The organism is Parasphingorhabdus sp. (assembly GCF_036963705.1).
GTDB lineage: Bacteria > Pseudomonadota > Alphaproteobacteria > Sphingomonadales > Sphingomonadaceae > Parasphingorhabdus.
Map to the genome: position 1 here is coordinate 1 of NZ_JBALUT010000023.1, position 22,331 is coordinate 22,331.

22 protein-coding genes are annotated in these 22,331 nt (G+C 55.9%); 11 read left to right on the plus strand and 11 right to left on the minus strand.

Annotated features, from left to right (window positions below):
- On the minus strand, positions 1–266 hold a 266-nt coding region (locus V7680_RS07420; RefSeq protein ID WP_335652651.1), incomplete at its 3' end, for a ParA family protein.
- A 260-nt stretch (positions 267–526) separates the two neighbouring features.
- Between V7680_RS07420 and V7680_RS07425 the strand changes: the two genes are divergently transcribed.
- On the plus strand, positions 527–1,543 hold the full coding sequence (locus tag V7680_RS07425; RefSeq protein ID WP_335652652.1) for an SPOR domain-containing protein: 1,017 nt from the start codon (positions 527–529) through the stop codon (positions 1,541–1,543).
- A 7-nt stretch (positions 1,544–1,550) separates the two neighbouring features.
- On the opposite strand, the gene serB is transcribed toward V7680_RS07425, so the two are convergent.
- On the minus strand, positions 1,551–2,432 hold the full coding sequence (serB, locus tag V7680_RS07430) for a phosphoserine phosphatase SerB (RefSeq protein ID WP_335652653.1): 882 nt from the start codon (positions 2,430–2,432) through the stop codon (positions 1,551–1,553).
- Here serB and miaA point away from each other — a divergent pair.
- The 4 genes from miaA to ilvC all read left to right on the plus strand — a co-directional run bounded on the left by miaA (position 2,425) and on the right by ilvC (position 6,847).
- On the plus strand, positions 2,425–3,360 hold the full coding sequence (gene miaA, locus V7680_RS07435; protein ID WP_335652654.1) for a tRNA (adenosine(37)-N6)-dimethylallyltransferase MiaA: 936 nt from the start codon (positions 2,425–2,427) through the stop codon (positions 3,358–3,360). The two genes, serB and miaA, sit on opposite strands and share 8 nt — an antisense overlap.
- Positions 3,361–3,478: 118 nt before the next feature.
- Positions 3,479–5,224, plus strand: coding sequence for an acetolactate synthase 3 large subunit (locus tag V7680_RS07440; RefSeq protein ID WP_335652655.1), 1,746 nt, complete (start codon positions 3,479–3,481; stop codon positions 5,222–5,224).
- Positions 5,224–5,739, plus strand: a complete 516-nt coding sequence (gene ilvN, locus V7680_RS07445) for an acetolactate synthase small subunit (protein WP_335652656.1) — start codon at positions 5,224–5,226, stop codon at positions 5,737–5,739. The genes V7680_RS07440 and ilvN overlap by 1 nt, the downstream gene beginning before the upstream one ends.
- Before the next feature lie 88 nt (positions 5,740–5,827).
- Positions 5,828–6,847 (plus strand): ketol-acid reductoisomerase, encoded by a 1,020-nt coding sequence (ilvC, locus tag V7680_RS07450; RefSeq protein ID WP_335652657.1) that lies wholly within the window; start codon positions 5,828–5,830, stop codon positions 6,845–6,847.
- A gap of 27 nt (positions 6,848–6,874) precedes the next feature.
- Here the strand turns inward: ilvC and V7680_RS07455 are convergent, their stop codons facing one another.
- Together V7680_RS07455 and V7680_RS07460 are read right to left on the minus strand one after the other, a co-directional pair.
- The gene (locus tag V7680_RS07455; RefSeq protein WP_335652658.1) at positions 6,875–7,273 is read right to left on the minus strand and encodes a BLUF domain-containing protein; all 399 of its coding nucleotides are present in this window, start codon (positions 7,271–7,273) and stop codon (positions 6,875–6,877) included.
- Between the two features lie 125 nt (positions 7,274–7,398).
- Complete coding sequence (locus tag V7680_RS07460; RefSeq protein ID WP_335652659.1) at positions 7,399–7,941, minus strand: YHS domain-containing (seleno)protein; 543 nt, start codon at positions 7,939–7,941, stop codon at positions 7,399–7,401.
- Positions 7,942–8,276: 335 nt separating this feature from the next.
- Between V7680_RS07460 and leuA the strand changes: the two genes are divergently transcribed.
- From leuA to V7680_RS07475, 3 genes are all read left to right on the plus strand, one after another.
- Positions 8,277–9,935 carry a 2-isopropylmalate synthase gene (leuA, locus tag V7680_RS07465; RefSeq protein ID WP_335652660.1) on the plus strand — a complete coding sequence of 553 codons (1,659 nt, stop codon included), beginning with the start codon at positions 8,277–8,279 and terminating at the stop codon, positions 9,933–9,935.
- Between the two features lie 78 nt (positions 9,936–10,013).
- A complete protein-coding gene (locus V7680_RS07470; RefSeq protein ID WP_335652661.1) occupies positions 10,014–10,985 on the plus strand; it encodes an NAD(P)H-dependent flavin oxidoreductase in 972 nt (323 codons plus the stop codon).
- Between the two features lie 51 nt (positions 10,986–11,036).
- Positions 11,037–12,062, plus strand: coding sequence for an NAD(P)H-dependent flavin oxidoreductase (locus V7680_RS07475; RefSeq protein ID WP_335652662.1), 1,026 nt, complete (start codon positions 11,037–11,039; stop codon positions 12,060–12,062).
- Positions 12,063–12,099: 37 nt separating this feature from the next.
- Here the strand turns inward: V7680_RS07475 and V7680_RS07480 are convergent, their stop codons facing one another.
- The 7 genes from V7680_RS07480 to fabD all read right to left on the minus strand — a co-directional run bounded on the left by V7680_RS07480 (position 12,100) and on the right by fabD (position 18,174).
- Positions 12,100–13,068, minus strand: coding sequence for a TIGR00341 family protein (locus V7680_RS07480; protein ID WP_335652663.1), 969 nt, complete (start codon positions 13,066–13,068; stop codon positions 12,100–12,102).
- Between the two features lie 108 nt (positions 13,069–13,176).
- Positions 13,177–14,148 carry an endolytic transglycosylase MltG gene (gene mltG, locus V7680_RS07485; RefSeq protein ID WP_335652664.1) on the minus strand — a complete coding sequence of 324 codons (972 nt, stop codon included), beginning with the start codon at positions 14,146–14,148 and terminating at the stop codon, positions 13,177–13,179.
- 4 nt (positions 14,149–14,152) lie between these two features.
- The gene (gene fabF / locus V7680_RS07490; RefSeq protein WP_335652665.1) at positions 14,153–15,409 is read right to left on the minus strand and encodes a beta-ketoacyl-ACP synthase II; all 1,257 of its coding nucleotides are present in this window, start codon (positions 15,407–15,409) and stop codon (positions 14,153–14,155) included.
- A gap of 150 nt (positions 15,410–15,559) precedes the next feature.
- Complete coding sequence (locus tag V7680_RS07495) at positions 15,560–15,796, minus strand: acyl carrier protein (protein ID WP_089132491.1); 237 nt, start codon at positions 15,794–15,796, stop codon at positions 15,560–15,562.
- A 97-nt stretch (positions 15,797–15,893) separates the two neighbouring features.
- Positions 15,894–16,430 carry a hypothetical protein gene (locus tag V7680_RS07500; protein ID WP_335652666.1) on the minus strand — a complete coding sequence of 179 codons (537 nt, stop codon included), beginning with the start codon at positions 16,428–16,430 and terminating at the stop codon, positions 15,894–15,896.
- 14 nt (positions 16,431–16,444) lie between these two features.
- Entirely contained in the window at positions 16,445–17,188 is a 744-nt protein-coding gene (gene fabG, locus V7680_RS07505; protein ID WP_335652667.1) for a 3-oxoacyl-[acyl-carrier-protein] reductase, read from the minus strand.
- Between the two features lie 50 nt (positions 17,189–17,238).
- Positions 17,239–18,174, minus strand: a complete 936-nt coding sequence (gene fabD / locus V7680_RS07510) for an ACP S-malonyltransferase (RefSeq protein WP_335652668.1) — start codon at positions 18,172–18,174, stop codon at positions 17,239–17,241.
- Between the two features lie 120 nt (positions 18,175–18,294).
- On the opposite strand from fabD, the gene V7680_RS07515 reads away from it, so the two are divergent.
- From V7680_RS07515 to V7680_RS07525, 3 genes are all read left to right on the plus strand, one after another.
- Entirely contained in the window at positions 18,295–19,698 is a 1,404-nt protein-coding gene (locus V7680_RS07515; protein ID WP_335652669.1) for a phosphotransferase family protein, read from the plus strand.
- On the plus strand, positions 19,695–20,972 hold the full coding sequence (locus V7680_RS07520; protein ID WP_335652670.1) for an acyl-CoA dehydrogenase family protein: 1,278 nt from the start codon (positions 19,695–19,697) through the stop codon (positions 20,970–20,972). The genes V7680_RS07515 and V7680_RS07520 overlap by 4 nt, the downstream gene beginning before the upstream one ends.
- Positions 20,973–21,060: 88 nt before the next feature.
- Entirely contained in the window at positions 21,061–22,149 is a 1,089-nt protein-coding gene (locus V7680_RS07525) for a helix-turn-helix transcriptional regulator (protein WP_335652671.1), read from the plus strand.
- The last annotated feature ends 182 nt before the right edge of the window (positions 22,150–22,331 follow it).

Consider the following 22,331-nt stretch of genomic DNA (forward strand, 5'->3'; position numbering starts at 1 on the left):
GCAGGCGGAGTGTCGATGACAGCCAGCTTGAATCCCTGCTGACGCAATATCGCCAGATCGGAAGCAAGACGGGATACGGTGGTTTGCGCGAATGCCGGCAAATCGGCTTCCCGTTCGTTCCACCAATCGGCCAATGAACCCTGCGGATCGATATCGATCAATACGACGGGGCCTGCCCCGGCCAGTTGCGCTTGTACAGCCAGATGACCCGACAAAGTTGTTTTGCCGGAGCCGCCTTTTTGCGAAGCCATTGCTAGAACTCGCACGCTCTTCCCCTTATTCCATCACGGGCAGAATTTGCCCAAAAACCTCTATTCGGGTGCTTTTGTGACAGAGCAGGGCTAAAATAGGGTTAACAAGCTGACGACGAATTTGATTTTGTAAAAATAAATTTACATTAGCGCAGTCATCAATTGCCTAACCGGCCTTCCAGTTTTTGCTAGACTTCAAGAGTCTCCGCGGTTTAGCACTGTGAAAACGATGAATATTTCGTCATTATCGTAATTTGATCACCAAGGAATAAACCATGAATAAGGCCACTCGTCCCATCACCCGATTGCTCGGCATGGCACTCATTCTGGTGTCGGCACCTGCCATGGCGGACGTAAAAGCTGGCGTTGATGCTTGGGGACGGGGCGATTATGCGAAGGCTGTTAACGAATGGCGCGGCCCCGCTGACGCCGGCGATGCCGATGCGCAATTCAATCTGGGACAAGCCTATAAGTTGGGCAACGGCGTCACCAAGGATTTCGCCCAAGCAGAAAGATGGTATAAAAAGGCCGCCGACCAGGGACATCTGCAAGCAAATGACAATTACGGCCTGCTATTGTTCCAGAACAACCGCCGCAGCGAAGCCCTGCCTTATCTGCAGGCATCGGCCGATCGGGGCGAGCGGCGGGCACAATATGTTCTGGGAACCGGCCATTTTAACGGCGACTTTGTCGGCAAGGACTGGGTCAGAGCTTATGCTCTGATGACCCGTTCATCCGCTCAGGGGCTAAGCGCGGCAACAGCAAATCTGACGGAAATGGATCGTTTCATTCCGATCGAAGACCGGAGGCGCGCGATCCAACTGGCGGGACAGATGGAACAAGACGAGCAACGCGTCAGGACAGCACAACTCGGTGGTCTAAGGCCTGCGATATCGACCGGAGCGATACAAACTGCGCAATTACCGCCCTCGCGCCCGGCCATGCCCGATCCTGTGCCTACACCAGCCCCGATCACGCCAGGCGTCACTTACGCACCGACACCCACTCCGCTACCAGCGGCACCAGTCGCGACCGCAGCACCGGTTCGCGCCGCTGCGGCAGGCGACTGGCGGGTACAGCTGGGCGCCTTTAGCGAAGAGGAAAAAGCCAAGAGCCTGTGGACCAGACTGGAAGGCAGCGTTTCTGCTCTGGCCGGTCTGCAGCCCTATCTGGTCAGAGCAGGCGGGATCACCCGATTGCAGGCAGGGCCTTTTGCAACCCGCGCGCAAGCCGAATCGATGTGCAGCAGCGTGAAAGCCTCTGGCAATGATTGTATTTCGAAGCGGCGCTGATGGCGGCTTAAACGGTGACCCACCGATCTGCCGCTATGCCCTGAATATATAGCAGCGCCGTCAGATCATTATATTTGATCGCAACATCGGCCGCCTGCGCCGCTTTTGGCTTCGCGTGATAGGCGATCCCCAGGCCTGCACGTTCGAGCATCGGGATGTCATTCGCGCCATCGCCGACCGCTATACATTGTTCCAACGGCAGGGCGGCTGCCTTTGCGGCCGATTCGAGCACTTCGACTTTCCGACGTGAATCGACAATCGGTCCGTCGAGGCCTCCGGTCAGAAGGCCATCGGCTTCGCCCAATATATTGGCGTGGAAAGATTCAAATCCAATGGCTTGCGCGACGGGCTTGGCAAATTTCGTGAACCCGCCTGACACCAATATTGTCTTGGCTCCGCGCTGCACCATCGTCCGGACCAAGGTCTCAGCACCCGGCATGACCTTTACCCGCTCATCGAGACATTGCTGGATTGCTGCAGTCTCCAGGCCTTCGAGCAGAGCCACCCTCCCCCGCAACGCTTCTTCGAAATCAAGCTCGCCCTGCATCGCCCTTTCGGTGATTTCCGCGATCTGCGTCTTGATACCGGCATAATCTGCCAGTTCGTCGATACATTCAACGGTGATCATCGTGCTATCCATATCGGAGATCAACAGCTTCTTGAGCCGATTGGCTTCGGGTTGCACCGCAATATCGATATCACCCTCTATTTTTTCGAGCTGCACACGCGCGGCAACCGGGTCCCCTTGGAAGAAAATATCCACCACGCGACCGTCGATGATCTCCGACTGGCGAGTGACTGTGGCATCGACCGACCCGAGGCAGGCAAGCGCCGATTGAATATCTCTCTCATTGAGAGATTCTTTTGCTATGAGCGTCGCGATGAACATGATTTCTCCGAAACAGGACAAGAATGTCGCGCTGATCGTCGGACCGACGGCCAGCGGTAAATCCGCCTTGGCATTGGAGATTGCCAAAAAGCAACCCTCGGTGATCATCAATGCGGATAGTGCGCAGGTTTACCGGGACCTCAGGATATTAAGCGCGCGCCCCAGCGATGAGGAAATGGACGGAATAGAGCATCAGCTGTTCGGCTATATCGACGGCAACGAGGCCTGCTCCGCGGCGCGCTGGGCCAATGACGCCAAGACGGCAATCGCGGCTGCCCATGAGCGTGCTATTCTGCCGATATTGGTTGGTGGCACCGGGATGTATGTCCGGGTTCTGCTCGACGGCATCGCGCCGATCCCGGAAATCGACGCTGATATCCGCACGGCCATCCGGAAAATGGAAACATTGGAGGCATATAGAGAGCTTGAGCGGCTGGACCCTTTGTCTGCTGAAAGGCTTAATCCGACCGACACCACCCGCATTCAACGCGCCCTGGAAGTGATCCGGTCCACCGGAATGCCGCTCAACCACTGGCACCAGCAAAAGACCGGCGGCATTGGCGATCAGATTAAATTGCATCCGCTAATCCTGCTGCCGCCACGCGAATGGCTGTATCAACGGTGCGATCAGCGTTTGCATCAGATGATCGACGGCGGAGCGAGAGAAGAAGTGGAAAATCTCCTGTTACGCAATCTGCCGGCAGAGCAACCGGTGATGCGGGCGATCGGCGTTCCCGACATCGCGGGATGGTTATCCGGAGAACTCACCAGAGAAATGGCCGTAGAGCGGGCGCAAACGGCAACACGGCAATATGCCAAACGCCAATATACCTGGTTTCGAAACCAGTGTCCGCCCGAGTGGCCGAGAGTCGAGGCGCCATTAAGTAATGATTTGGGGCCAATAATTGAAACTATATTACGTAATTAGGCCTTGACATAATATATTCAGATATGTAGCGAGCCCGAATTAACTAAGCCTTGCCTATTGTGTTGCAGTGCATCATGGCGGGCGGGCAGCGTGAAACAGACAGCTATGGGAGCATGATGTGGCCGAAAAAAGCGGCGCCGACATATTGGTCGAAACCTTGATGGACCTAGGCGTGGATACCGTTTTCGGCTATCCCGGCGGTGCGGTGCTTCCGATCTATGATGCGCTCTACGAGCACCCCAAGATCAAGCATATTCTGGTTCGCCATGAACAGGCAGCAACCCATGCAGCAGAAGGCTATGCCCGCTCGACCGGGAAGCCGGGTGTCGTGCTGGTAACTTCTGGCCCGGGCGCGACCAATGCCGTCACCGGTATTACCGACGCCTTGATGGACAGCATTCCGATGGTCGTCATCACTGGCCAGGTCGCGACTAACCTGATCGGCACCGATGCCTTTCAGGAAGCCGACACGGTAGGTATTACACGCCACTGCACCAAACATAATTATCTGGTGAAAAAGCCTTCGGATCTGGCGCATGTCGTCCAGGAAGCCTTTCATATAGCCACCAAGGGCCGCCCCGGCCCGGTGGTCATCGATATTCCCAAGAACGTCCAGGTTGCTGCAGCGGAATTCAGCCGTAACGCGGTGGTGGATACTTCCCGCTATCAGCCGCAGACCGAAGGTGATTTCAAGGAAATCAACACCGCCGTCGAGATGATCATGAACGCGAAAGCGCCAATTCTCTACACCGGCGGCGGGATAATCAACAGCGGACCCAAGGCAAGTGAAACTCTGAGAGAACTGGCCGAATTGCTCGGATGCCCGGTGACGTCCACCCTGATGGGGCTCGGCGCATTCCCGGCTTCATCCGACAAATGGCTCGGCATGCTCGGCATGCATGGTACGTTTGAAGCCAATATGGCGATGAACAAGGCTGACCTTGTCGTTTGCCTCGGCGCCCGGTTTGATGACCGGATCACGGGCCGGCTCGACGCATTCTCGCCGAACAGCAAGAAAATCCATGTTGATATCGACCGTTCGTCGATCAACAAGACCATCCGTGTCGATCTCCCGCTAGTCGGCGACGTCGGCCGGGTCATGGAACAGATGATCGCCGTCCTCAAGGGCCGCCGCTTCGTCACGCCTGATCACGGTGAATGGTGGTCGCGGATAGCCGGCTGGCGGGCGACCAATTGCCTTGATTATCCCGAAAGCAAGACGGAGATCATGCCGCAGGAAGCTATTCGCAAATTGTGGCAGGCAACCCACGAACGCGAGCCGATCATCACCACCGAAGTCGGGCAGCACCAAATGTGGGCCGCCCAGCATTTTGATTTCGAAAAGCCGAATAAATGGCTGACCAGCGGCGGGCTCGGCACGATGGGCTATGGTCTGCCTGCTGCAATTGGCGCGCAGCTGGGTAACCCCGATGCACTGGTCATCGATATTGCCGGCGAAGCGTCGATCCAGATGAATATCCAGGAGCTTGGCACCGCTACCCAATATCGCCTGCCGGTGAAGATATTCATCCTCAACAACGAATATATGGGGATGGTCCGGCAATGGCAGGAACTGACCTACGAAAGCCGTTATTCAAATAGTTATAGCGATAGTCTGCCAGATTTTGTGAAACTTGCCGAAAGCTACGACTGGACCGGTATCCGGATCGAAGATCCTGCTGATCTGGAAGCCGGGATTCAGAAAATGATCGAAACCGATGGTCCGGTCATGGTCGATTGTCGGGTTGCCAAACTGGCCAATTGTTACCCGATGATCCCGTCCGGCGCAGCTCATACCGAGATGTTGCTGTCGGCCGAAGACGTCAAAGGTACAATGGATGATCAAGCAAAGGCTCTAGTCTGATGCATATTCACGAAGAAGCCGTTGAACGGCATGTTCTCGCCGTATTGGTCGACAATGAAGCAGGGATTTTGGCGCGCATCGCGGGCATGTTCACCGCGCGCGGCTATAATATCGAGAGCCTGACAGTGGCGGATATCAGCGAAGACCATGCGATCAGCCGGATCACCATTGCCACCAACGGCCCGCCCCATGTCATCGAGCAGATCATTGCCCAGCTAGACCGGCTGGTGCCGGTGCACAGCGTCCGCGACCTGACCGAGTCCGGTCCGCACGTTCAGCGCGAGCTTGCCTTGGTCAAAGTGGCCGGCAAAGGCGAAAACCGGATTGAGGCCATGCGCCTGGCCGACGCTTATCGCGCCCGGATTGTTGACGCCTCGACCGAGAGTTTCATCTTTGAAATCACCGGCGCACCTGAAAAAATCGAAACATTTGTGGCGCTGATGCGCGAAGTCGGACTGGTCGAAGTCGGCCGCACCGGTGTCGTTGCTGTGTCACGCGGGCCTAATGCTGGCTGAATTGAATATTGCTCATAATTGCTGGCCTATGCCAGCTGCGCTGAGCTCTCTAACCCTTTTGACAATCATCTGAATATAAGGAAGAAAAATGAAAGTCTATTATGACGCCGATGCAGACCTCGGCCTGATCACCGGCAAGAAAATCGCTATTGTCGGTTACGGCAGCCAGGGCCATGCGCACGCGCAGAACCTCCGCGACAGCGGCGTCAAAGAAGTCGCCATTGCCTTGCGTGCCGGCTCAGCCACTGCGAAAAAGGCCGAAGGCGCTGGATTCAAGGTCATGACCAACGCGGAAGCCGCAAAATGGGCCGATATCGTTATGGTCCTTGCACCCGACGAGCATCAGGCCGCGATTTACGCCGATGACCTGCACGCCAATATGAAAGAAGGCGCTGCCCTCGCCTTCGCTCACGGCCTCAACGTCCATTTCGGACTGATCGAGCCGCGCGAAGATCTCGACGTGATCATGATTGCTCCCAAAGGCCCCGGCCACACGGTGCGAAGCGAGTATCAGCGCGGCGGCGGCGTTCCCTGCCTGATCGCGATTGACCGCGATGTTTCGGGCAATGCCCATGATGTTGCGCTTGCTTATGCTTCGGGCGTCGGTGGCGGACGCTCCGGCATTATCGAAACCAATTTCCGCGAGGAATGCGAAACCGACCTGTTCGGCGAGCAAGCCGTTCTCTGCGGCGGCATCACCCACCTGATCCAGGCGGGTTTCGAAACTCTGACCGAAGCCGGCTATGCTCCGGAAATGGCCTATTTCGAGTGCCTCCACGAAACAAAGCTGATCGTCGACCTGCTCTATGAAGGCGGCATCGCCAACATGCGCTATTCAATCTCCAATACCGCAGAATATGGCGACATTACCAGCGGCCCGCGGGTTATCACTTCGGAAACCAAGGCCGAGATGAAGCGGATTTTGGAGGATATTCAATCCGGTCGTTTCGTCAAAAATTTCGTTCTCGACAACCGCGCCGGACAACCGGAACTGAAAGCCGCCCGCAAGGCAGCAGCAGCGCACCCGATCGAGGAAACCGGCGCACAGCTTCGCGCGATGATGCCCTGGATTGGTGCCAATAAGCTGGTCGACAAAGAAAAGAACTAAACGAAAATGTGATCGGGCAGCTGAAGTTCAGACTGCCCGGTCACGGGCCTCCGCGAAATTCAACAATTCTTCGGCCACTTCGCGGTCACAGTCTTTTACAAGCTCCTTGACCACATCGGTCAGGCTACGGGATTCGTTTACGGTCTTCGACGCCATGCTCCATCCGGGAAACTGCCGCCGGCCAATCAGCCCGCTTTTCAGCCGGAAGATTGCGTGATGACGGGGATCCATGGCTATCCGGGCAAAAGTTTCCTCGACCTTGTCCTGGTCACCTTCAAGATATTGCAGAAAACGTTTGCGATCCTGGATCAATATACCGGTAATTTCATTGCGATCGTTGTTCTTTGTCGCGGCCGCCAAAATGGTACTCAACTCTGCGCTTGAGAGGCTACGCTTGGGCGTACTCATATATACAAGACGATACATTTGCGCTGTTCCGTTGATTGTTTGGCATGACCTTAACGCGTTAATCTTAAAATACTGCAACCTCGTGTGAAAAAGGCGGCAGGAGTAATCCCGCAGACTTTTACAAATTCCAGGCCTGCCTTTTTTTAGCTGGTGTAATGCTCACTCGCATCGTGGGTCGGATAGTTTTTGTCAGCTTTTTCGATGAAGCCCGGAATATCGACTTGCCACTTCTTGGCGACATCTTCGCTGAAGTTGAGATACAGCTTCCCATCGACAATCTTGTAAACTTCGGGGTCACCCGGCGCGAGCGCATCATTGGCGCCAATGGCCCAGGCGCAATAGCCACCATATTGCGGCGCATATTTCGCCGGCTCCGATTGAAACATGGCGACATTTTCTGCGGTTGCAAACTGATAGTCATAACCTTGGTAGCGGACACGGAAATCGCCGCTGCCTTTCACCGGTGCTTCTCCAGTGAAATAGCTGACTGCATCATATCCGGATAGCGCAAGCGTCTCACCCTGGTTCCTTGTATAGATGGGACCCTCTGGTTCACCACCGAGATCGGCGATCAACCCAGGATCGACCGCGGCAACTTCGGTAATCTCTTCAGTTGCGGCCGGTTCGGCTGAACAGGCGGTAACGCCAATAGCCACAAATGAAATAGCAATAAGGGATGCTTTCATTTCAATATCCTTCTCAAAATCCAGAATTTCCGGCGGGAAATGGCCCGCCATCATTTCGCAAAACTTATTAAGGTTTCGTCGCACTGGTCAAAAAGGTTTCACCCGCTTAAAAAAAAATGCGTCAGAAGGTTGATTTATGCGACAGCACCGATAGAACCGACGTCATGACACGGTCACAGGCTCTTCTGCTACTACGACTTATACGCCCTTAGGCGTACCGATGCTGCTGCCCGACTGGCGCAGATCCCCGTCTAAGGGACAATTTTCCAGAAAATATAAGCAAACCCGCGAATTTGTGCCTTGCGCGCATCTTCCAGCAGCATAAGAGTGAAGCCATGCATAAGAACCCGTCGCAAAAATACCGCCCTTTTCCGCAGATCGACCTGCCCAACCGGCAATGGCCATCCCGCACCATCGACAAGGCGCCACGCTGGCTGTCCACCGATCTGCGCGACGGCAACCAGGCTCTGATTGATCCGATGGATGCCCAGAAGAAACAGCGCTTCTTTGATCTTCTGGTGAAAATCGGGATCAAGGAAATCGAGGTCGGCTTCCCGTCCGCTGGTGCCACCGATTTTGATTTTATCAGCGGTCTCGTCAAATCGGGCAAGATACCCGATGACGTCATGGTCCAGGTGCTGACCCAGTCCCGCCGCGACCTGATCGAAACCAGCTTCGCCAGCCTCGAGGGCGCGCGGGCGGCGATTGTCCATCTTTACAATGCGGTATCGCCCGCCTGGCGCGACGTCGTGTTCCGGCTCGACAAGCAAGGCGTGAAGGATATCGCCCGCGAAGGCGCGACCATATTGCGCGAGCAGGCCGAGAAATATCCCGACACCGACTGGCATTTCGAATATTCGCCAGAGACTTTCTCCACCGCCGAACTGGATTTCAGTCTCGAAGTGGTCGAAGCGGTGATGGAAATCATCGAGCCAACCGCGGAAAAGCCGCTGATCCTCAACCTGCCCGCAACTGTAGAGGCAGCAACCCCGAATATCTATGCCGACCAGGTCGAGTGGATGTGCAACAATATCAGCAATCGCGAGCATGTCGTGATCAGCCTGCACACGCATAATGACCGGGGATCCGGCATTGCTGCATCCGAACTGGGCCTGATGGCGGGCGCGGACCGCGTCGAAGGCTGTCTGTTCGGCAACGGCGAACGCACCGGCAATGTTGATCTGGTGACATTGGGCCTGAACCTCTACACCCAAGGTGTTGATCCGGAACTGGATTTTTCCAATATGGATGAAATCGTCAAGACCGTGGAATATTGCAATCAACTGCCGGTTCCGGCCCGCCATCCTTATGCGGGCGAACTCGTCTTTACCGCTTTCTCCGGATCCCATCAGGACGCGATCAAGAAAGGCTTTACCGCACAGGAACAGCGCAATGACGAGCTGTGGAACGTGCCCTATCTGCCGATCGATCCGCGGGATCTCGGCCGCGACTATGAAGCCGTTATCCGGGTCAACAGCCAGTCCGGCAAGGGCGGCATCGCCTGGATCCTGGAACAGGACCACGGGCTGAAACTGCCCAAGCGGCTGCAAGCCAATTTCAGCCGCACGGTGCAGGAGCTGGCCGACGAGACGAGCCGCGAACTATCGTCGGATGATATCTGGGGCGCGTTCCAGAAACGCTATCATCTTGATGGCAGCGGGCAGTACGGCCTGATCGACTATGACGAACGGTCAACCGGTGGCGAGCGCATTTTTGTCGGCAAGGTCAAAGGGCCCGATGGAGAAATATCGGTCAGTGGTCGCGGAAATGGCCTGATATCCAGTGTGGTTGATGCCGTTTCTTCCGCTCTCGGTGTAACTCTCGAGATCATCGACTATAGCGAACATGCGCTGGGTTCCGGCAAAGACGCGCAAGCTGCCGCCTATATCGAATGCAAAACCGACGACGGCAAAGAATTTTACGGAGTCGGCATCAATAGCGATGTTGCCACCGCTTCGGTCGAGGCATTGCTCAGTGCGGTGAACAGAATTTAAGCGGTCAATTAAAATAACAGTAGAATATGCCGCTGCATCGGTTATTGCAGTGGCATATTCTTTTAAATCGGGGTGCTCATGACTTTACCAGCCATTTTTGACAATCTTCGCCTGCCGCTTATCGGCTCACCCTTGTTCATCGTGTCGGGACCTGAACTGGTCATCGCCCAGTGCAAAGCCGGTATCGTCGGCAGCTTCCCTGCCCTCAACGCCCGCCCGCAGTCGATGCTCGATGAATGGCTGCATCAGATTACCGAGGAACTGGCTACGTGGAACCGGGAAAATCCTGACAAGCCTGCGGCACCGTTCGCGGTCAACCAGATCGTCCACAAGTCCAACGACCGGCTCGATCAGGACATGGCCACTTGCGCAAAATGGAAAGTGCCGATCGTGATCACCTCGCTTGGTGCGATCGAGGATCTCAACACCGCCGTCAAAGGCTGGGGCGGTATCGTGCTGCACGACATTATCAACAACCGCTTCGCTCACAAGGCGATCGAAAAGGGTGCAACCGGCCTTATTCCGGTTGCTGCCGGTGCCGGTGGCCATGCTGGCACCTTGTCGCCGTTCGCATTGATGCAGGAAATCCGCGAGTGGTTTGACGGCCCCGTGGCGCTCTCCGGTTCAATCGGCAATGGCGCGTCGATACTGGCAGCCCAGGCAATGGGCGCTGACCTCGGCTATGCCGGCTCGGCTTTCATTGCTACCAAAGAAGCCAATGCTGATCAGGGCTACAAGGAAGGCATTGTCGAAGGCAAAGCGTCCGACATCGTCTATTCCGACCTGTTTACCGGCGTTAAGGGCAATTATCTCCGCAAGTCGATCGAGCAAGCCGGCCTCGACCCGGACAATCTCCCGCAGGGCGACTATAAGACCATGAACTTCGGCTCCGGTGGCAATACCGATAAAAAGGCGTGGAAAGACATCTGGGGCTGCGGCCAGGGCATCGGCCTGATCAACGACGTCATGAGCGTCCAGGACATGGTCGACCAGTTTACCGCCGAATATCGTGCTGCACGCGAAAGTCTGAAAGAGCGGTTTAACTATTGAAGGCTGTCAACGCTGTTAAAATGCCTCTAGTCTGAAAAGCTCTCATTCCTGATGCAACAGCCATTGATCAATAACAGGTTCGTCGAACGCTTCAATCTATCGACCCCGATTGCCTTGGCCCCCATGGCTCTGGCAACCGGAGGAGAACTGGCCGCCGCCTGCGCACGTGCGGGAGCGCTCAGCCTCGTCGGCGGTGGCTATGGCGACCTTGACTGGACCCGGCGTGAATATAGCGATGCGATCAACCGGCTTGAAGGCAATCAAGAAGGCCTGCTGCGACTGGGCTGTGGTTTTATCTCGTGGAAGCTGGCTGAAGATCAGAGCGCGTTGGACTGGCTGCTGGACCAGCAGCCCAAACCCGCAGCGGTGATGCTGTCATTTGGTGACCCGACGGCCATTGCCAAAATATTATCCGATCATCAGATACCGGTCATTTGCCAGATCCAGACGATGGCGCAGCTGCCGCAAGCCATAGATGCCGGTGCAACCGTGATCGTCGCGCAGGGCACCGAGGCGGGCGGGCACGGGATGAACGAACTGGACGGCCGCAGCACATTCACCTTCGTCCCCGAAATCGCGGATTGGCTTGCAGCACATTCTCCACAGACAATATTGCTGGCCGCTGGCGGGATTGCGGATGGTCGCGGGCTCGCAGCGGCAATGACGCTGGGTGCTGATGGCGCCTTGATCGGCTCAAGATTATGGGCCACCACCCAGTCTCTGGCCCCGGCGCGCGCCAAGTCGAGCGCACTTCAGGCCAACGGGGATGCAACCGCCAGAAGCAGTATTTTCGACATATTGCGGAGTAAAAACTGGCCCAAGCAGTTCGACTTTCGCGCTATCAGAAATCAAATACACAGAGAATGGGAAGGTCGAATTGAGGAACTTCGTGCGAATCCGAAAGCAGCAATTGAAGATTATCTGGGCGGTGTCGGTCAGGAAGATTATGACCGGGCTCATATAACCGTCGGTCAGGATGTCGGGTTGATCAACGATATTTCGTCGGCCGAGGACGTGATCGACCATATCAGTCGCGATGCAGCGCGCTTGTTGAGCGGTGGGGTCAGCGGGAAATAAACTGGAAACTATTGCCCTGACATCGCAAGCGCTATGGTTATCGAGCAGCAGGTGTCCCGGCTGCTGACGAGGTTACATTGCTGAACAGCGGACTGTTCCCGCCGATCGCGAAACGACCGCCGACCAGCCCGATGAACAATAGCAATATCGCAAGCCATATCAGAAATATGCCACTGGTGATCCGCCAGTTTCGCGGCGGTAGCCCCTGCACCAGAAATGTCACGATTCCGGCTACGTTGATGCAGACCAGGTTCGTCGCGAGCAGGAATAACGCTCTGAATCCGAGAATATGCTCTCCGCTGCCAAAGAACAGTCCCGCTGCGGCAATCGGCGGCACCAGCGCCACCGCGATCATGACACCGACCAGCGAGAGCGAAGCGCCCTGACTGAACGCCAGCACACCCGCCGCGCCGCAGGCCAGAGCCAGTGCGATATCGGCAGGATGGACGATCGTCCGGTTCCTGAGTTCCGCGACCAAAGGATCGACCTCGATGAACATTCCCAGTGCAAAGGTGAATGCGAGAGCGGCCAAAATGCCCACGGTCAGGGTGACCATCGACCGGCGGCCAAGCGACCTGTCGCCCAGAGTAGCAGCCATCGCCATTGCCATGGTCGGACCGAGCAGCGGGGCGATTATCATCGCGCCGATGACCACGGCGGTTTGACCGCTGCGCATGCCTAGAGCAGCGATCAGGGCTGAAAGGACCACCGTCAGCAGATAATTGGGGCGGAGAACCAGACTGGCTTCAATATCGTCGTAAAGCTCGTTGGTGCTGATCCGGTCGCGGGTAAAAAAGACTTCCAATTTGCTGGGCGGCTTGCGCTCGCCAGATGGAGAAGACGACAGCTCCTCCAGCTCGGGGATTTCAGGCAGAACCGCTTCGACCTGAAGGACAAGCACAGAAAATCCGGCAATGTCTTTAAAGGTTCCGGCCAGCTCGGCGATCAATGGCTCGATCGTGCGGCTTGGCACGACGCAGGAAAATTTTTCGAGCTCGTCAGGCACCGGTTCCTGCCAGAAACGGCTGCAATGCTTTTGAATAATGGATTTGGTTCGCAATATCTCAGCGTCAGGAGTGATTATTTCAACCAACCTTGCTGACATATCGGGTCCCTACATTTCGCCGCGCTGGCGTCGTATCGCAAACCATTTCTCGACGTTGGCGTTATGCTCTTTCAGTGTCTCTGCAAAAATATGCCCGCCCTTGCCGTCGGCAACGAAATAAAGCGCAGTGGTTTTCGCAGGGTTCAGCACCGCTTCAATCGACGCGCGACCTGGATTGGCAATCGGGCCTTTGGGCAGACCAACCATCGCATAAGTATTATAGTCGTTGACCTGCGCAATTTCCGACTGACGGATCCGGCGCCCCAGGGGCTTGCCCTTGGTGATCGGATAAATGATCGTGGGATCAGCTTGCAGCATCATATTCTTGCGGACACGGTTGCTGTAAACGCCCGCCACCGTCCGACGCTCGCGCGCCAAGGCCGTCTCTTTTTCCACGATTGCGGCGAGTATGATCGCTTCTTCGGGTGTCTTTACCACGCTGGAATTTGTCCGCGTCGGCCAAAGCTCGGCAAGCGTATCGCTCATCGCTTTTTGCATTCTGAGCAACACGGCCGCCCGTTGCTCGCCGCGTTCGAAACTATAGCTGTCGGGTAGGATGGAGCCTTCCGCCGGGACGGGAATATCGCCCTTGAGCAATTTTTCGGCCATCAATTTCTCGTAGACGATGATCGAAGGCGTCCCTTCCGGAACGGTGATCAGCCTTTGGACGGATTTGCCGCCCTGCAATATTTCGAGAATGAGCGAGTTGCTTGCACCCGCTGGAATCTCGAACTCTCCGGCCTTGATCGGTTCAGACCCGCCGAGAATCTTGGCCCGGTTCAGGAAGGTGTCGGCAGACTCGATGACGCCTTCCGATTCCATCGCTCTGGCCGCCATAGCAAGACTCGAACCGGGTTTGATGATGATCGTCCGCTGGCTTTCCAGCGGACCGCTTGCAGACCAGCCATAGAGAAAATTCCCAGCCAGCAGGACTGCAATGACCGCCGCTGCCACCAATATCAGGCAACCAAGGCGGCGCATATTGCTAGATCGCTTTCATGATGATGCTGGCATTGGTTCCGCCAAAGCCGAAGCTGTTGCTGAGCACAGCTTTCACTTTACGCTTTTTGGCAAAATGCGGAACCAGATCCACGCCTTCACAACCTTCATCAGGATCATCGAGATTAAGCGTGGGTGGCACAATCTGATCGCGAATGGCCAAGCCACAGAAAATGGCTTCAACGGCGCCAGCACCACCAAGCAAATGGCCGATCGCCGATTTGGTCGAACTCATCGACATTGTCTTGAGGTCGTCACCGAACAAGCGCCTGATTGCGGATAGCTCGATAGTGTCTGCCATCGTCGATGTGCCGTGCGCATTGACATAGTCGATATCGGCGGTTGTCAGGCCCGAGCGTTTCAGGGCCATTTCCATGGACCGATAGGCACCGGTACCGCCAGGATGCGGCGCAGTTACGTGATATGCGTCTCCGGACAGGCCATATCCGATAACTTCGCAATAGATTTTGGCACCGCGCGCCTTGGCATGTTCATATTCTTCCAGAACAACAACGCCTGCGCCCTCGCCCATCACGAAACCGTCGCGGTCCTTGTCATAGGGACGCGATGCAGCGGTAGGATCGTCGTTCCGTTTGGTCGAAAGCGCCTTTGCCTGAGCAAAACCGGCGATTCCGATCGGACAAATGGTCGCTTCCGCGCCACCAGCCAGCATGACATCGGCATCATCTAGCGCAATCATTCGAGCGGCGTCGCCAATACTATGGGCGCCGGTCGAGCAAGCTGTCACAACCGCGTGATTGGGGCCCATCAGACCATATTTGATCGAAACCTGACCGGAAATAAGATTTATGAGACGTCCGTGAACAAAATGCGGGCTGACCCGGCTCGGTCCGCGTTCGTATAATACGATGGATTCTTTTTCGATTCCCGGCAATCCGCCAATTCCGGAACCGATGGAACAACCAGCGCGCAGCCGTTCTTCCTCGGGCATGTCGGTGAGACCGGCATCCTCGAGCGCCTGACCGGCGGCATCGATACCGTAGATAATGAACGGATCGACCTGGCGTTGAACCTTGTGATCCACGCGCAAGTTGGGATCGAAGCCATATTCATGGTCCGCCGGTTTGACTTCGCAGGCGATATGGCATTTTTGATCGGAAGCATCAAAACGGGTGATTTTTCCTGCACCCGACTTGGAAGCCAATATATTGCTCCAGGTCGTTTCCACATCTCCACCCAGCGGCGTTACCAGGCCCATTCCGGTTACAACTACACGACGCATATCATGCCTCTCCTTGCGGGCTTAGCCTGCCCGAAATAAAAAACGGCCACCGGTTCAGGAAATCTTCCCCGGGCCGGTGAGCCGCTTTGCTGTCTTTCAGCGATCATTGGCCCGAGGTGCGCCCATTTCATGGCAGCACCCCAAAATCAATTAACCCTTGTTTTTGTCGATAAAATCGATGGCATCTTTGACAGTACCGATTTTTTCGGCAGCATCGTCTGGAATTTCAACGCTGAATTCTTCTTCAAACGCCATTACCAGCTCAACAATGTCGAGGCTGTCAGCGCCCAGATCATCGATGAACGCCGCTTCTTCGGTTACTTTGTCAGCTTCAACACCCAGATGCTCAACAACGATCTTTTTAACCCGGTCTGCAGTCTCACTCATGAGAGTTCCTTCTTAGTTTTATTAATTTCGCGTTTGTCCTACTGGCATGCTGCGCCGCTTGCAAGAGGGCAAGAACAGCTTTGTGACGCGAGTGGATTTATTGGCGCAATTCCCCGCTGCGAAAATCATCCTCGATGAGCCGAAGCGCGCCCCGCCATTCAAAATAATCATAGACCCATTTGCGCATTTCCGCCTGTTCCGGATAGCCGGCTGCAGTCAAATTCTGGTCCATCTTTCCGGACTGAAATATGTCTGCCAATATCTGCCGTCCGCTGGTGCTGACATTATCGACATAATATTGATCAAGGAACCGCTTGAAATCGCCCAGATTCCGGATTTTCCCGATCACCCCTTCTTCCAGCGCCCATCCATCGATCGCCGAGATCCGGAATGCGCCCCGCGTTTGAATATCAGAGCATTTATGTTCGGCTTGGCACGCTTCTGCGAGGCCCCGCTCGGTTTCAAAGGCTTCTGCCTCTCTGCCTGCGCGGACCATTGCATAATGCACCTTCGCCCGGACGGCCGGGATCTGGCTGCTAATACAGTCCAAGCCTTCAATAGTCAGCAGACCTTGAGTCGGCATCGCGGGTAGCTGGTTTGCAACCGTCGCCAACAGCAACACATCCAAAAACATCTGGATGCCTGCTCTTAGCTGAGCATCGCCATGCCGCCATTCACATGCAGCGTCTGGCCGGTGACATAAGATGCTTCCTGGCTAGCCAGATAGACCACGGCAGCGGCAATATCGTCGATGCTGCCCATTTTTCCGGCCGGAATCTTGCGATTGATTTCGTCCTTCTGGGCGTCGGTCAGCGCATCGGTCATCGGCGTTTCAATGAACCCGGGAGCGACGCAATTTACGGTGATATTTCGTGACGCCAGTTCCTGCGCCAGAGCCTTGGACATACCGACCAGGCCGGCCTTGGATGCAACATAATTGGCCTGTCCGGGATTGCCAGTCGCGCCGACGACCGAGCTGATCGAGATGATCCGGCCGTGACGGGCCTTCATCATCGGCCGGGCGGCGGCCCTAATCAAGCGAAAAGCGGACTCCAGATTGACCCGGATCACGTCGGAAAAATCATCGTCTGACATCCGCATTACCAGCCCGTCACGGGTAATCCCTGCGTTATTGACCAATATGTCGAGCTTGCCGAGCTTCGCTACAGTGTCCGGCACCAGAGCATCGACCTCTTCCGGTTTGGAAAGATCGCATGGCATGACGATATGGCCCTCACCAGCCATATCCGGAATCATCTCCATCAGCACGTGCATACGTGTACCGGAAAGCGCTACAGTCGCGCCTTGCGCAGCCAGAGATTTGGCTATCGCCGAACCGATCCCGCCTGACGCGCCGGTTACCAGAGCAGTCATTCCGCTTAAATCAAACATTCAAAATTCCTTCAAAAATTCACGGTAAGAGAAATGGCACGCTAGCAATGCTAGAGGCTCTTCAGAAAAGCCTCGATATCATTCATTGATATGAGGCTGTGGGTTTCGGCGTCGGGAGCTATCCGTCCGACCATTCCGGTCAGGACCTTGCCGCCAAATTCGACAAATTGCTCGACGCCGGCTTCCGCCATATTGCCGACCGATTCCCGCCAGCGCACGGTTCCGGTGACTTGCTGGACCAGAAGATTGCGAATTTCGTCAGCGTCCGAGACCGGTGCTGCGGTGACATTGGCAAAGACCGGAACAACAGGTGAGAACAGATTCGCTTCCGCCAGCGCTTCTTCCATCGCTTCGGCTGCGGGTTCCATCAAGGAACAGTGAAACGGTGCCGACACCGGAAGCAATATGCCGCGTTTGATTCCATGATCCTTTGCCGCCGCTATCGCGCGCTCGATCGCGCCGATATGGCCGGAGATCACCACCTGGGTCGGGTCGTTATCATTGGCGACGGTACAGACTTCGCCTTCGGCAGACGCGTTGGCCAGTGCCGATGCCTTTTTAATGTCAGCGCCGAGCAAGGCCGCCATGCCGCCCTCGCCCACCGGCACCGCTTTCTGCATCGACTGGCCGCGCAGCTTGAGCAATCCGGCAGTGGTCGTCAGATCGAGGGCTCCGGCTGCGCACAAGGCGCTATATTCGCCGAGGCTGTGGCCAGCAACATAGTCACAGATATCGCCCAGCGACTTGCCGCCATCCTTTTCCATGACCCGGAGGGTAGCAATGGCGTTAGCCATGATCGCCGGCTGGGCGTTCTCGGTCAGGGTCAGCTCATCCAGAGGCCCGTCGCACATCAGCTTGAACAGACTTTGTTCGAGCGCATGATCGACTTCTTCGAATACTTCCCGCGCGGTACTGCTCGCCTCGGCAAGCGCCTTGCCCATGCCGACAGCCTGGCTACCCTGTCCCGGAAAAATAAATGCACGCATGTCGATCCCCAATTCCTAAATATGATTGAGCGAATTAGGCACGATTGATTGGTCATGCAAGCGCCGCGCTCGACAGGTAAAGTCATTGCGCATTTTTAATTGCCCGATTAAGCTCGGTTTATGCGGGGAGAGGACTTCGAAGAAAAACTGGCAGCCTATTGCACCGAAACTTTCGGTGCAGATGGCCAACTCGGCCAATTGCGGCGGCTTTCGGGTGGTGCCAGTATGGAAAGCTGGGGCTTCTCCTACGGCGAGGAACAGCTCGTCCTGCGCCGTCTACCCAATGGTCTTTCCGCTGATGATGACGGATTGCGCGGCGTTCCGCTTGCGACTCAGGCTGATATTATCGAACTGGCCTGCACGGCGGGAGTGACCGCGCCACAAGTTCGCGGCAGACTTCGCCCCGAGCATGGCCTGGGCGAAGGCTTCATCATGACCAAGGCAGAGGGTGAAACCCTGCCCCACAAGATTCTGGGAAATCCGGACTTTGCCGAAGCCGAAAAAAATCTGACGGAGCAATGCGCCCGGGAACTCGCGGCCATCCATCAGATACCGGTGCAGTCCCTACCCGCTTCACTGGAATATTTCTCGCCCGCAGAACTGATTCGGCTCCAGAAGGACAAATATGACGAGATCGGCGGCCAGATCCCGATCTATGAATTTGCCTTCCACTGGCTGAACCAGAATGCGCCGGATGCATCAGACAAAATGCTGGTCCATGGCGATTTTCGCATGGGCAATTTGATGATCGATCATCAAGGGCTCTCAGCAGTGCTCGATTGGGAACTGATCCGGCTCGGCGATCCGGTGCAGGATCTTGCTTATTTGTGCACGCCTAGCTGGCGATTCGGAAATTATGAAAAGCTCGCAGGCGGCTTCGACAGCGCCGAATCTCTAATGCAGGCATATGCCAAAGCAAGCGGCAAGAATGTCGATGCTGATCGCTTTCGCTTCTGGCTCATCTATTCGACGCTGTGGTGGGGCGTGGCCTGCATGGTTATGGGGCAGATCTGGCGCAGCCACGGCGACCGCTCGCTCGAGCGCACCGTAATCGGACGCCGCGTGTCAGAGGTTGAAATCGACCTCGCCTTGCTGCTTGAAGAAATATTGCCAGATCAGCTTTGCACGCCGCTCGACTGGTCGACACCCGACAAGAAGTCCGTGACCGGCGAGACCGGTTATGATGAGCTTCTCATCGCACTCGGAGAATGGAACAGCGGAACTGTCCAGCCCGACCTGCAGGGCCATGACAAATTCCAGTCCAGGGTCGCCGGCAATGCGCTCGGTATCGCCCAGCGTCAGGCAGCATGGGGTCCCGGTTTCCGGGATGCCGCGCAAGCCCGGCTCGCTGCGATCGGCTATGAGCACGAACAGCTGTGCACTGGCCTCGCAAACGGGGATATCGAGATCACCGCTCCGGATATCTGGAACCATCTGCGACTTTCCGCTCTTGAACGCCTGTCTATCGATCAACCCAAATATGCCGGCCTCAAGGTCGCGCTAAACGAATGGAGTCCGTCATGACCAGTTTCGAAATTCCGCAAGAGATTGAAGATTATCTGGACGTCCTTGATGACTTCATCGAGCGGGAGATTAAACCGATCGAACAGCGCGACGACAATATCCGCTTTTTCGATCACCGGCGCGAAGATGCGCGGACCAATTGGGAAAATCAGGGACTGCCGACTGAAGAATGGGAAGCGCTCTTGGGAGAAATGCGGCAGGTTGCGGATGCCGCCGGTCATTTTCGCTATGCCTTGCCCGAAGAATTTGGCGGGCAGAACGGCACCAATCTCGGCATGGCCCGGATCCGCGAACATCTCGCCCACAAGGGCCTTGGCCTGCACAATGATCTGCAGAATGAAAATTCGATTGTCGGCAATCTGGTCCAGCCCCTGATGCTGCGCGACTTTGGCACAGAGCAGCAGAAGCGCGATTATATCCCGGGGATGCTGGCGGGCAAAATCGGCTGGTGCTTCGGACTGACCGAAGAAGATCACGGGTCGGATGCGACATGGATGGATACGACCGCCATCCCCGTTGCGCACGACGGAGTTGATGGCTGGCTGATCAACGGCAACAAAATGTGGACCACCGGCCTGCACAAGGCTTCCCATGTCATGACCTTTGCCAGGCACAGCGGCAAGGATGGAGATGCCAAGGGAATCGGCTGTTTCATCGTCCCGGTCGATGCACCAGGCTTTGAAATCGGTGAATATATGTGGACATTGAACATGCCCACAGACCACCCGAAATGTTCCTATAAAAATGTCTGGATTCCTGCCGATGCGGTGCTCGGAGATCTGGAGATGGGCCTCGCTTGTGCCCAGCATTTTGTCCACGAAAACCGCATACGCCAGGCGGCCTCTTCGCTCGGTGCGGCGCAATATTGTATCGATGAATCGGTGAAATATGCCGGCGAACGCAAACCCTTCGGCAAGCCCTTATCGGTCAATCAGGGAATCCAGTTCCCGTTGGTCGAGCTCCATACGGAAGCAGCGATGCTCCGCCAGTTGATTTACGCGACCGCCGCCAAGATGGACACGATGCCGAAACCCGACGTCGCCAAATATCTTTCCGCCCAGGTCAGCATGTGCAACTATCGCGCGAACCGGCTGTGCTGCGATGCCGCTGATCGCGCGATGCAGGTCCACGGCGGTATGGGCTATTCCCGCCACAAGCCGTTCGAGCATATCTACCGGCATCACCGCCGCTACCGGATCACCGAAGGCGCAGAAGAGATCCAGATGCGTAAAATCGGCGGCGATATGTTCGGGTTTCTCGGCCGCAAGAAATAGCAATTCATGGTTGCATCATCAGGCTGATCGTTCATTATCCAGACGAATAGTTGCAACAAATCAGGTAGTTCGGACGATGCAGGAACAGTTGATTGATCGTATTTATGAATGTTCCGTGGTGCCGGAGCTCTGGCCTGACGTGCTGGATGAACTGGCGCAGATAACCGATTCGATCGGCGGCATGCTGTTTTCCGCCCGCAAAGCGGTAAACTGGACGGCTTCGGAAAGTGTGTTCGATGCGTTCGACACTTATGTCAAAGACGGCTGGTTCGAGAAATGCCCCCGGCGGACTTGCATGATGGGCAAATCCCAACCGACATTTTTCGTCGAACAGGATTTCTGGAACGAAGAGGAACTGGCCAACAATCCCTTTTACCGGGATTTCTTTCATCCGCGCGGTCTCGGCTGGTCGGCGGGGACGCTTCTGCAAATGCCGACCGGAGACAATATTGTCTTCAGCATCGAACGCCAGCTCGACCAGGGACCGATCGAACGCAATCACGTCGACCGGCTGAACGAACTGCGTCCGCATCTGTTGCGCAGCGCATTTGTTTCGACCAGACTCGGCCTGCAACGCGCGCAAGGCGCCAGCGAAACACTTGCAAAATTCGGCCTGCCCGCCCTGGTTCTCGACGCCGAGGGCAAATTTGTCGAAGCCAATGACCGGGCCCAATCCGTTGCCGACTATGTGAAATTCAACGAAGCGGGTCGCCGCGTGGCTTTTTCGGATCGGCGTTCGGAGGCCTTTTTAACTAACGCATTGAAAACATTGAACGTCGTTGCCTCGACCGACAGTCTTTCCTTCCCGATCCGCAATCAGGACGGCAATGCGGTTTTCGTCGGCCACGTCATGCCCATCACGCTGGCGGCCCACGATATTTTTGCCAATAGCTATGCTCTTCTATTCTTCACCCCGCTGGACCAGACGCGGGCACCGTCGACCGATCTGATGCGAAGCCTGTTCGACATGACCGTGGCCGAAACCCGCATCGCCAAAGGTCTGGTAAAAGGCCGGACGCTGGCGGAAATTGCGGAAGACGGCAGCGTATCGATCACCACCGTACGATCGCAACTGAGCAGCATCCTCGAAAAGACCGGATGTGGTCGTCAGGCCGAACTGGTCGGACTGCTTGCCAATATCGCACTCGGTCAAAGCGACGAGATACCGGACAGCTAGGCCAACTGCACCTAGCGAGAACCCACCCAGGCAACAGGGTTGCTGCTTTCAAAAGACCATGAATATTCCCGGCTTTCATCCATTTGAATGATGAACCGTCTTTTTTCCTCGCGCATAAACAGTTTCACGGTTCCTCGACGGGGGAGCCAAGTTTCTCCGCTTGAAAAGCGGATATATCTGCA

Excerpts from the sequence above, each read along its gene's own strand:
- V7680_RS07460 (WP_335652659.1), bottom strand. The coding sequence starts at position 7,941 with ATGAAAGCATCCCTTATTGCTATTTCATTTGTGGCTATTGGCGTTACC.
- V7680_RS07520 (WP_335652670.1), top strand. The coding sequence starts at position 19,695 with ATGACCAGTTTCGAAATTCCGCAAGAGATTGAAGATTATCTGGACGTC.
- miaA (WP_335652654.1), top strand. The coding sequence starts at position 2,425 with ATGAACATGATTTCTCCGAAACAGGACAAGAATGTCGCGCTGATCGTC.
- V7680_RS07515 (WP_335652669.1), top strand. The coding sequence starts at position 18,295 with ATGCGGGGAGAGGACTTCGAAGAAAAACTGGCAGCCTATTGCACCGAA.
- fabF (WP_335652665.1), bottom strand. The coding sequence starts at position 15,409 with ATGCGTCGTGTAGTTGTAACCGGAATGGGCCTGGTAACGCCGCTGGGT.
- leuA (WP_335652660.1), top strand. The coding sequence starts at position 8,277 with ATGCATAAGAACCCGTCGCAAAAATACCGCCCTTTTCCGCAGATCGAC.
- V7680_RS07495 (WP_089132491.1), bottom strand. The coding sequence starts at position 15,796 with ATGAGTGAGACTGCAGACCGGGTTAAAAAGATCGTTGTTGAGCATCTG.
- V7680_RS07470 (WP_335652661.1), top strand. The coding sequence starts at position 10,014 with ATGACTTTACCAGCCATTTTTGACAATCTTCGCCTGCCGCTTATCGGC.
- V7680_RS07475 (WP_335652662.1), top strand. The coding sequence starts at position 11,037 with ATGCAACAGCCATTGATCAATAACAGGTTCGTCGAACGCTTCAATCTA.
- fabD (WP_335652668.1), bottom strand. The coding sequence starts at position 18,174 with ATGCGTGCATTTATTTTTCCGGGACAGGGTAGCCAGGCTGTCGGCATG.
- V7680_RS07455 (WP_335652658.1), bottom strand. The coding sequence starts at position 7,273 with ATGTATCGTCTTGTATATATGAGTACGCCCAAGCGTAGCCTCTCAAGC.
- ilvN (WP_335652656.1), top strand. The coding sequence starts at position 5,224 with ATGCATATTCACGAAGAAGCCGTTGAACGGCATGTTCTCGCCGTATTG.
- mltG (WP_335652664.1), bottom strand. The coding sequence starts at position 14,148 with ATGCGCCGCCTTGGTTGCCTGATATTGGTGGCAGCGGCGGTCATTGCA.
- ilvC (WP_335652657.1), top strand. The coding sequence starts at position 5,828 with ATGAAAGTCTATTATGACGCCGATGCAGACCTCGGCCTGATCACCGGC.
- serB (WP_335652653.1), bottom strand. The coding sequence starts at position 2,432 with ATGTTCATCGCGACGCTCATAGCAAAAGAATCTCTCAATGAGAGAGAT.
- fabG (WP_335652667.1), bottom strand. The coding sequence starts at position 17,188 with ATGTTTGATTTAAGCGGAATGACTGCTCTGGTAACCGGCGCGTCAGGC.
- V7680_RS07425 (WP_335652652.1), top strand. The coding sequence starts at position 527 with ATGAATAAGGCCACTCGTCCCATCACCCGATTGCTCGGCATGGCACTC.
- V7680_RS07500 (WP_335652666.1), bottom strand. The coding sequence starts at position 16,430 with ATGTTTTTGGATGTGTTGCTGTTGGCGACGGTTGCAAACCAGCTACCC.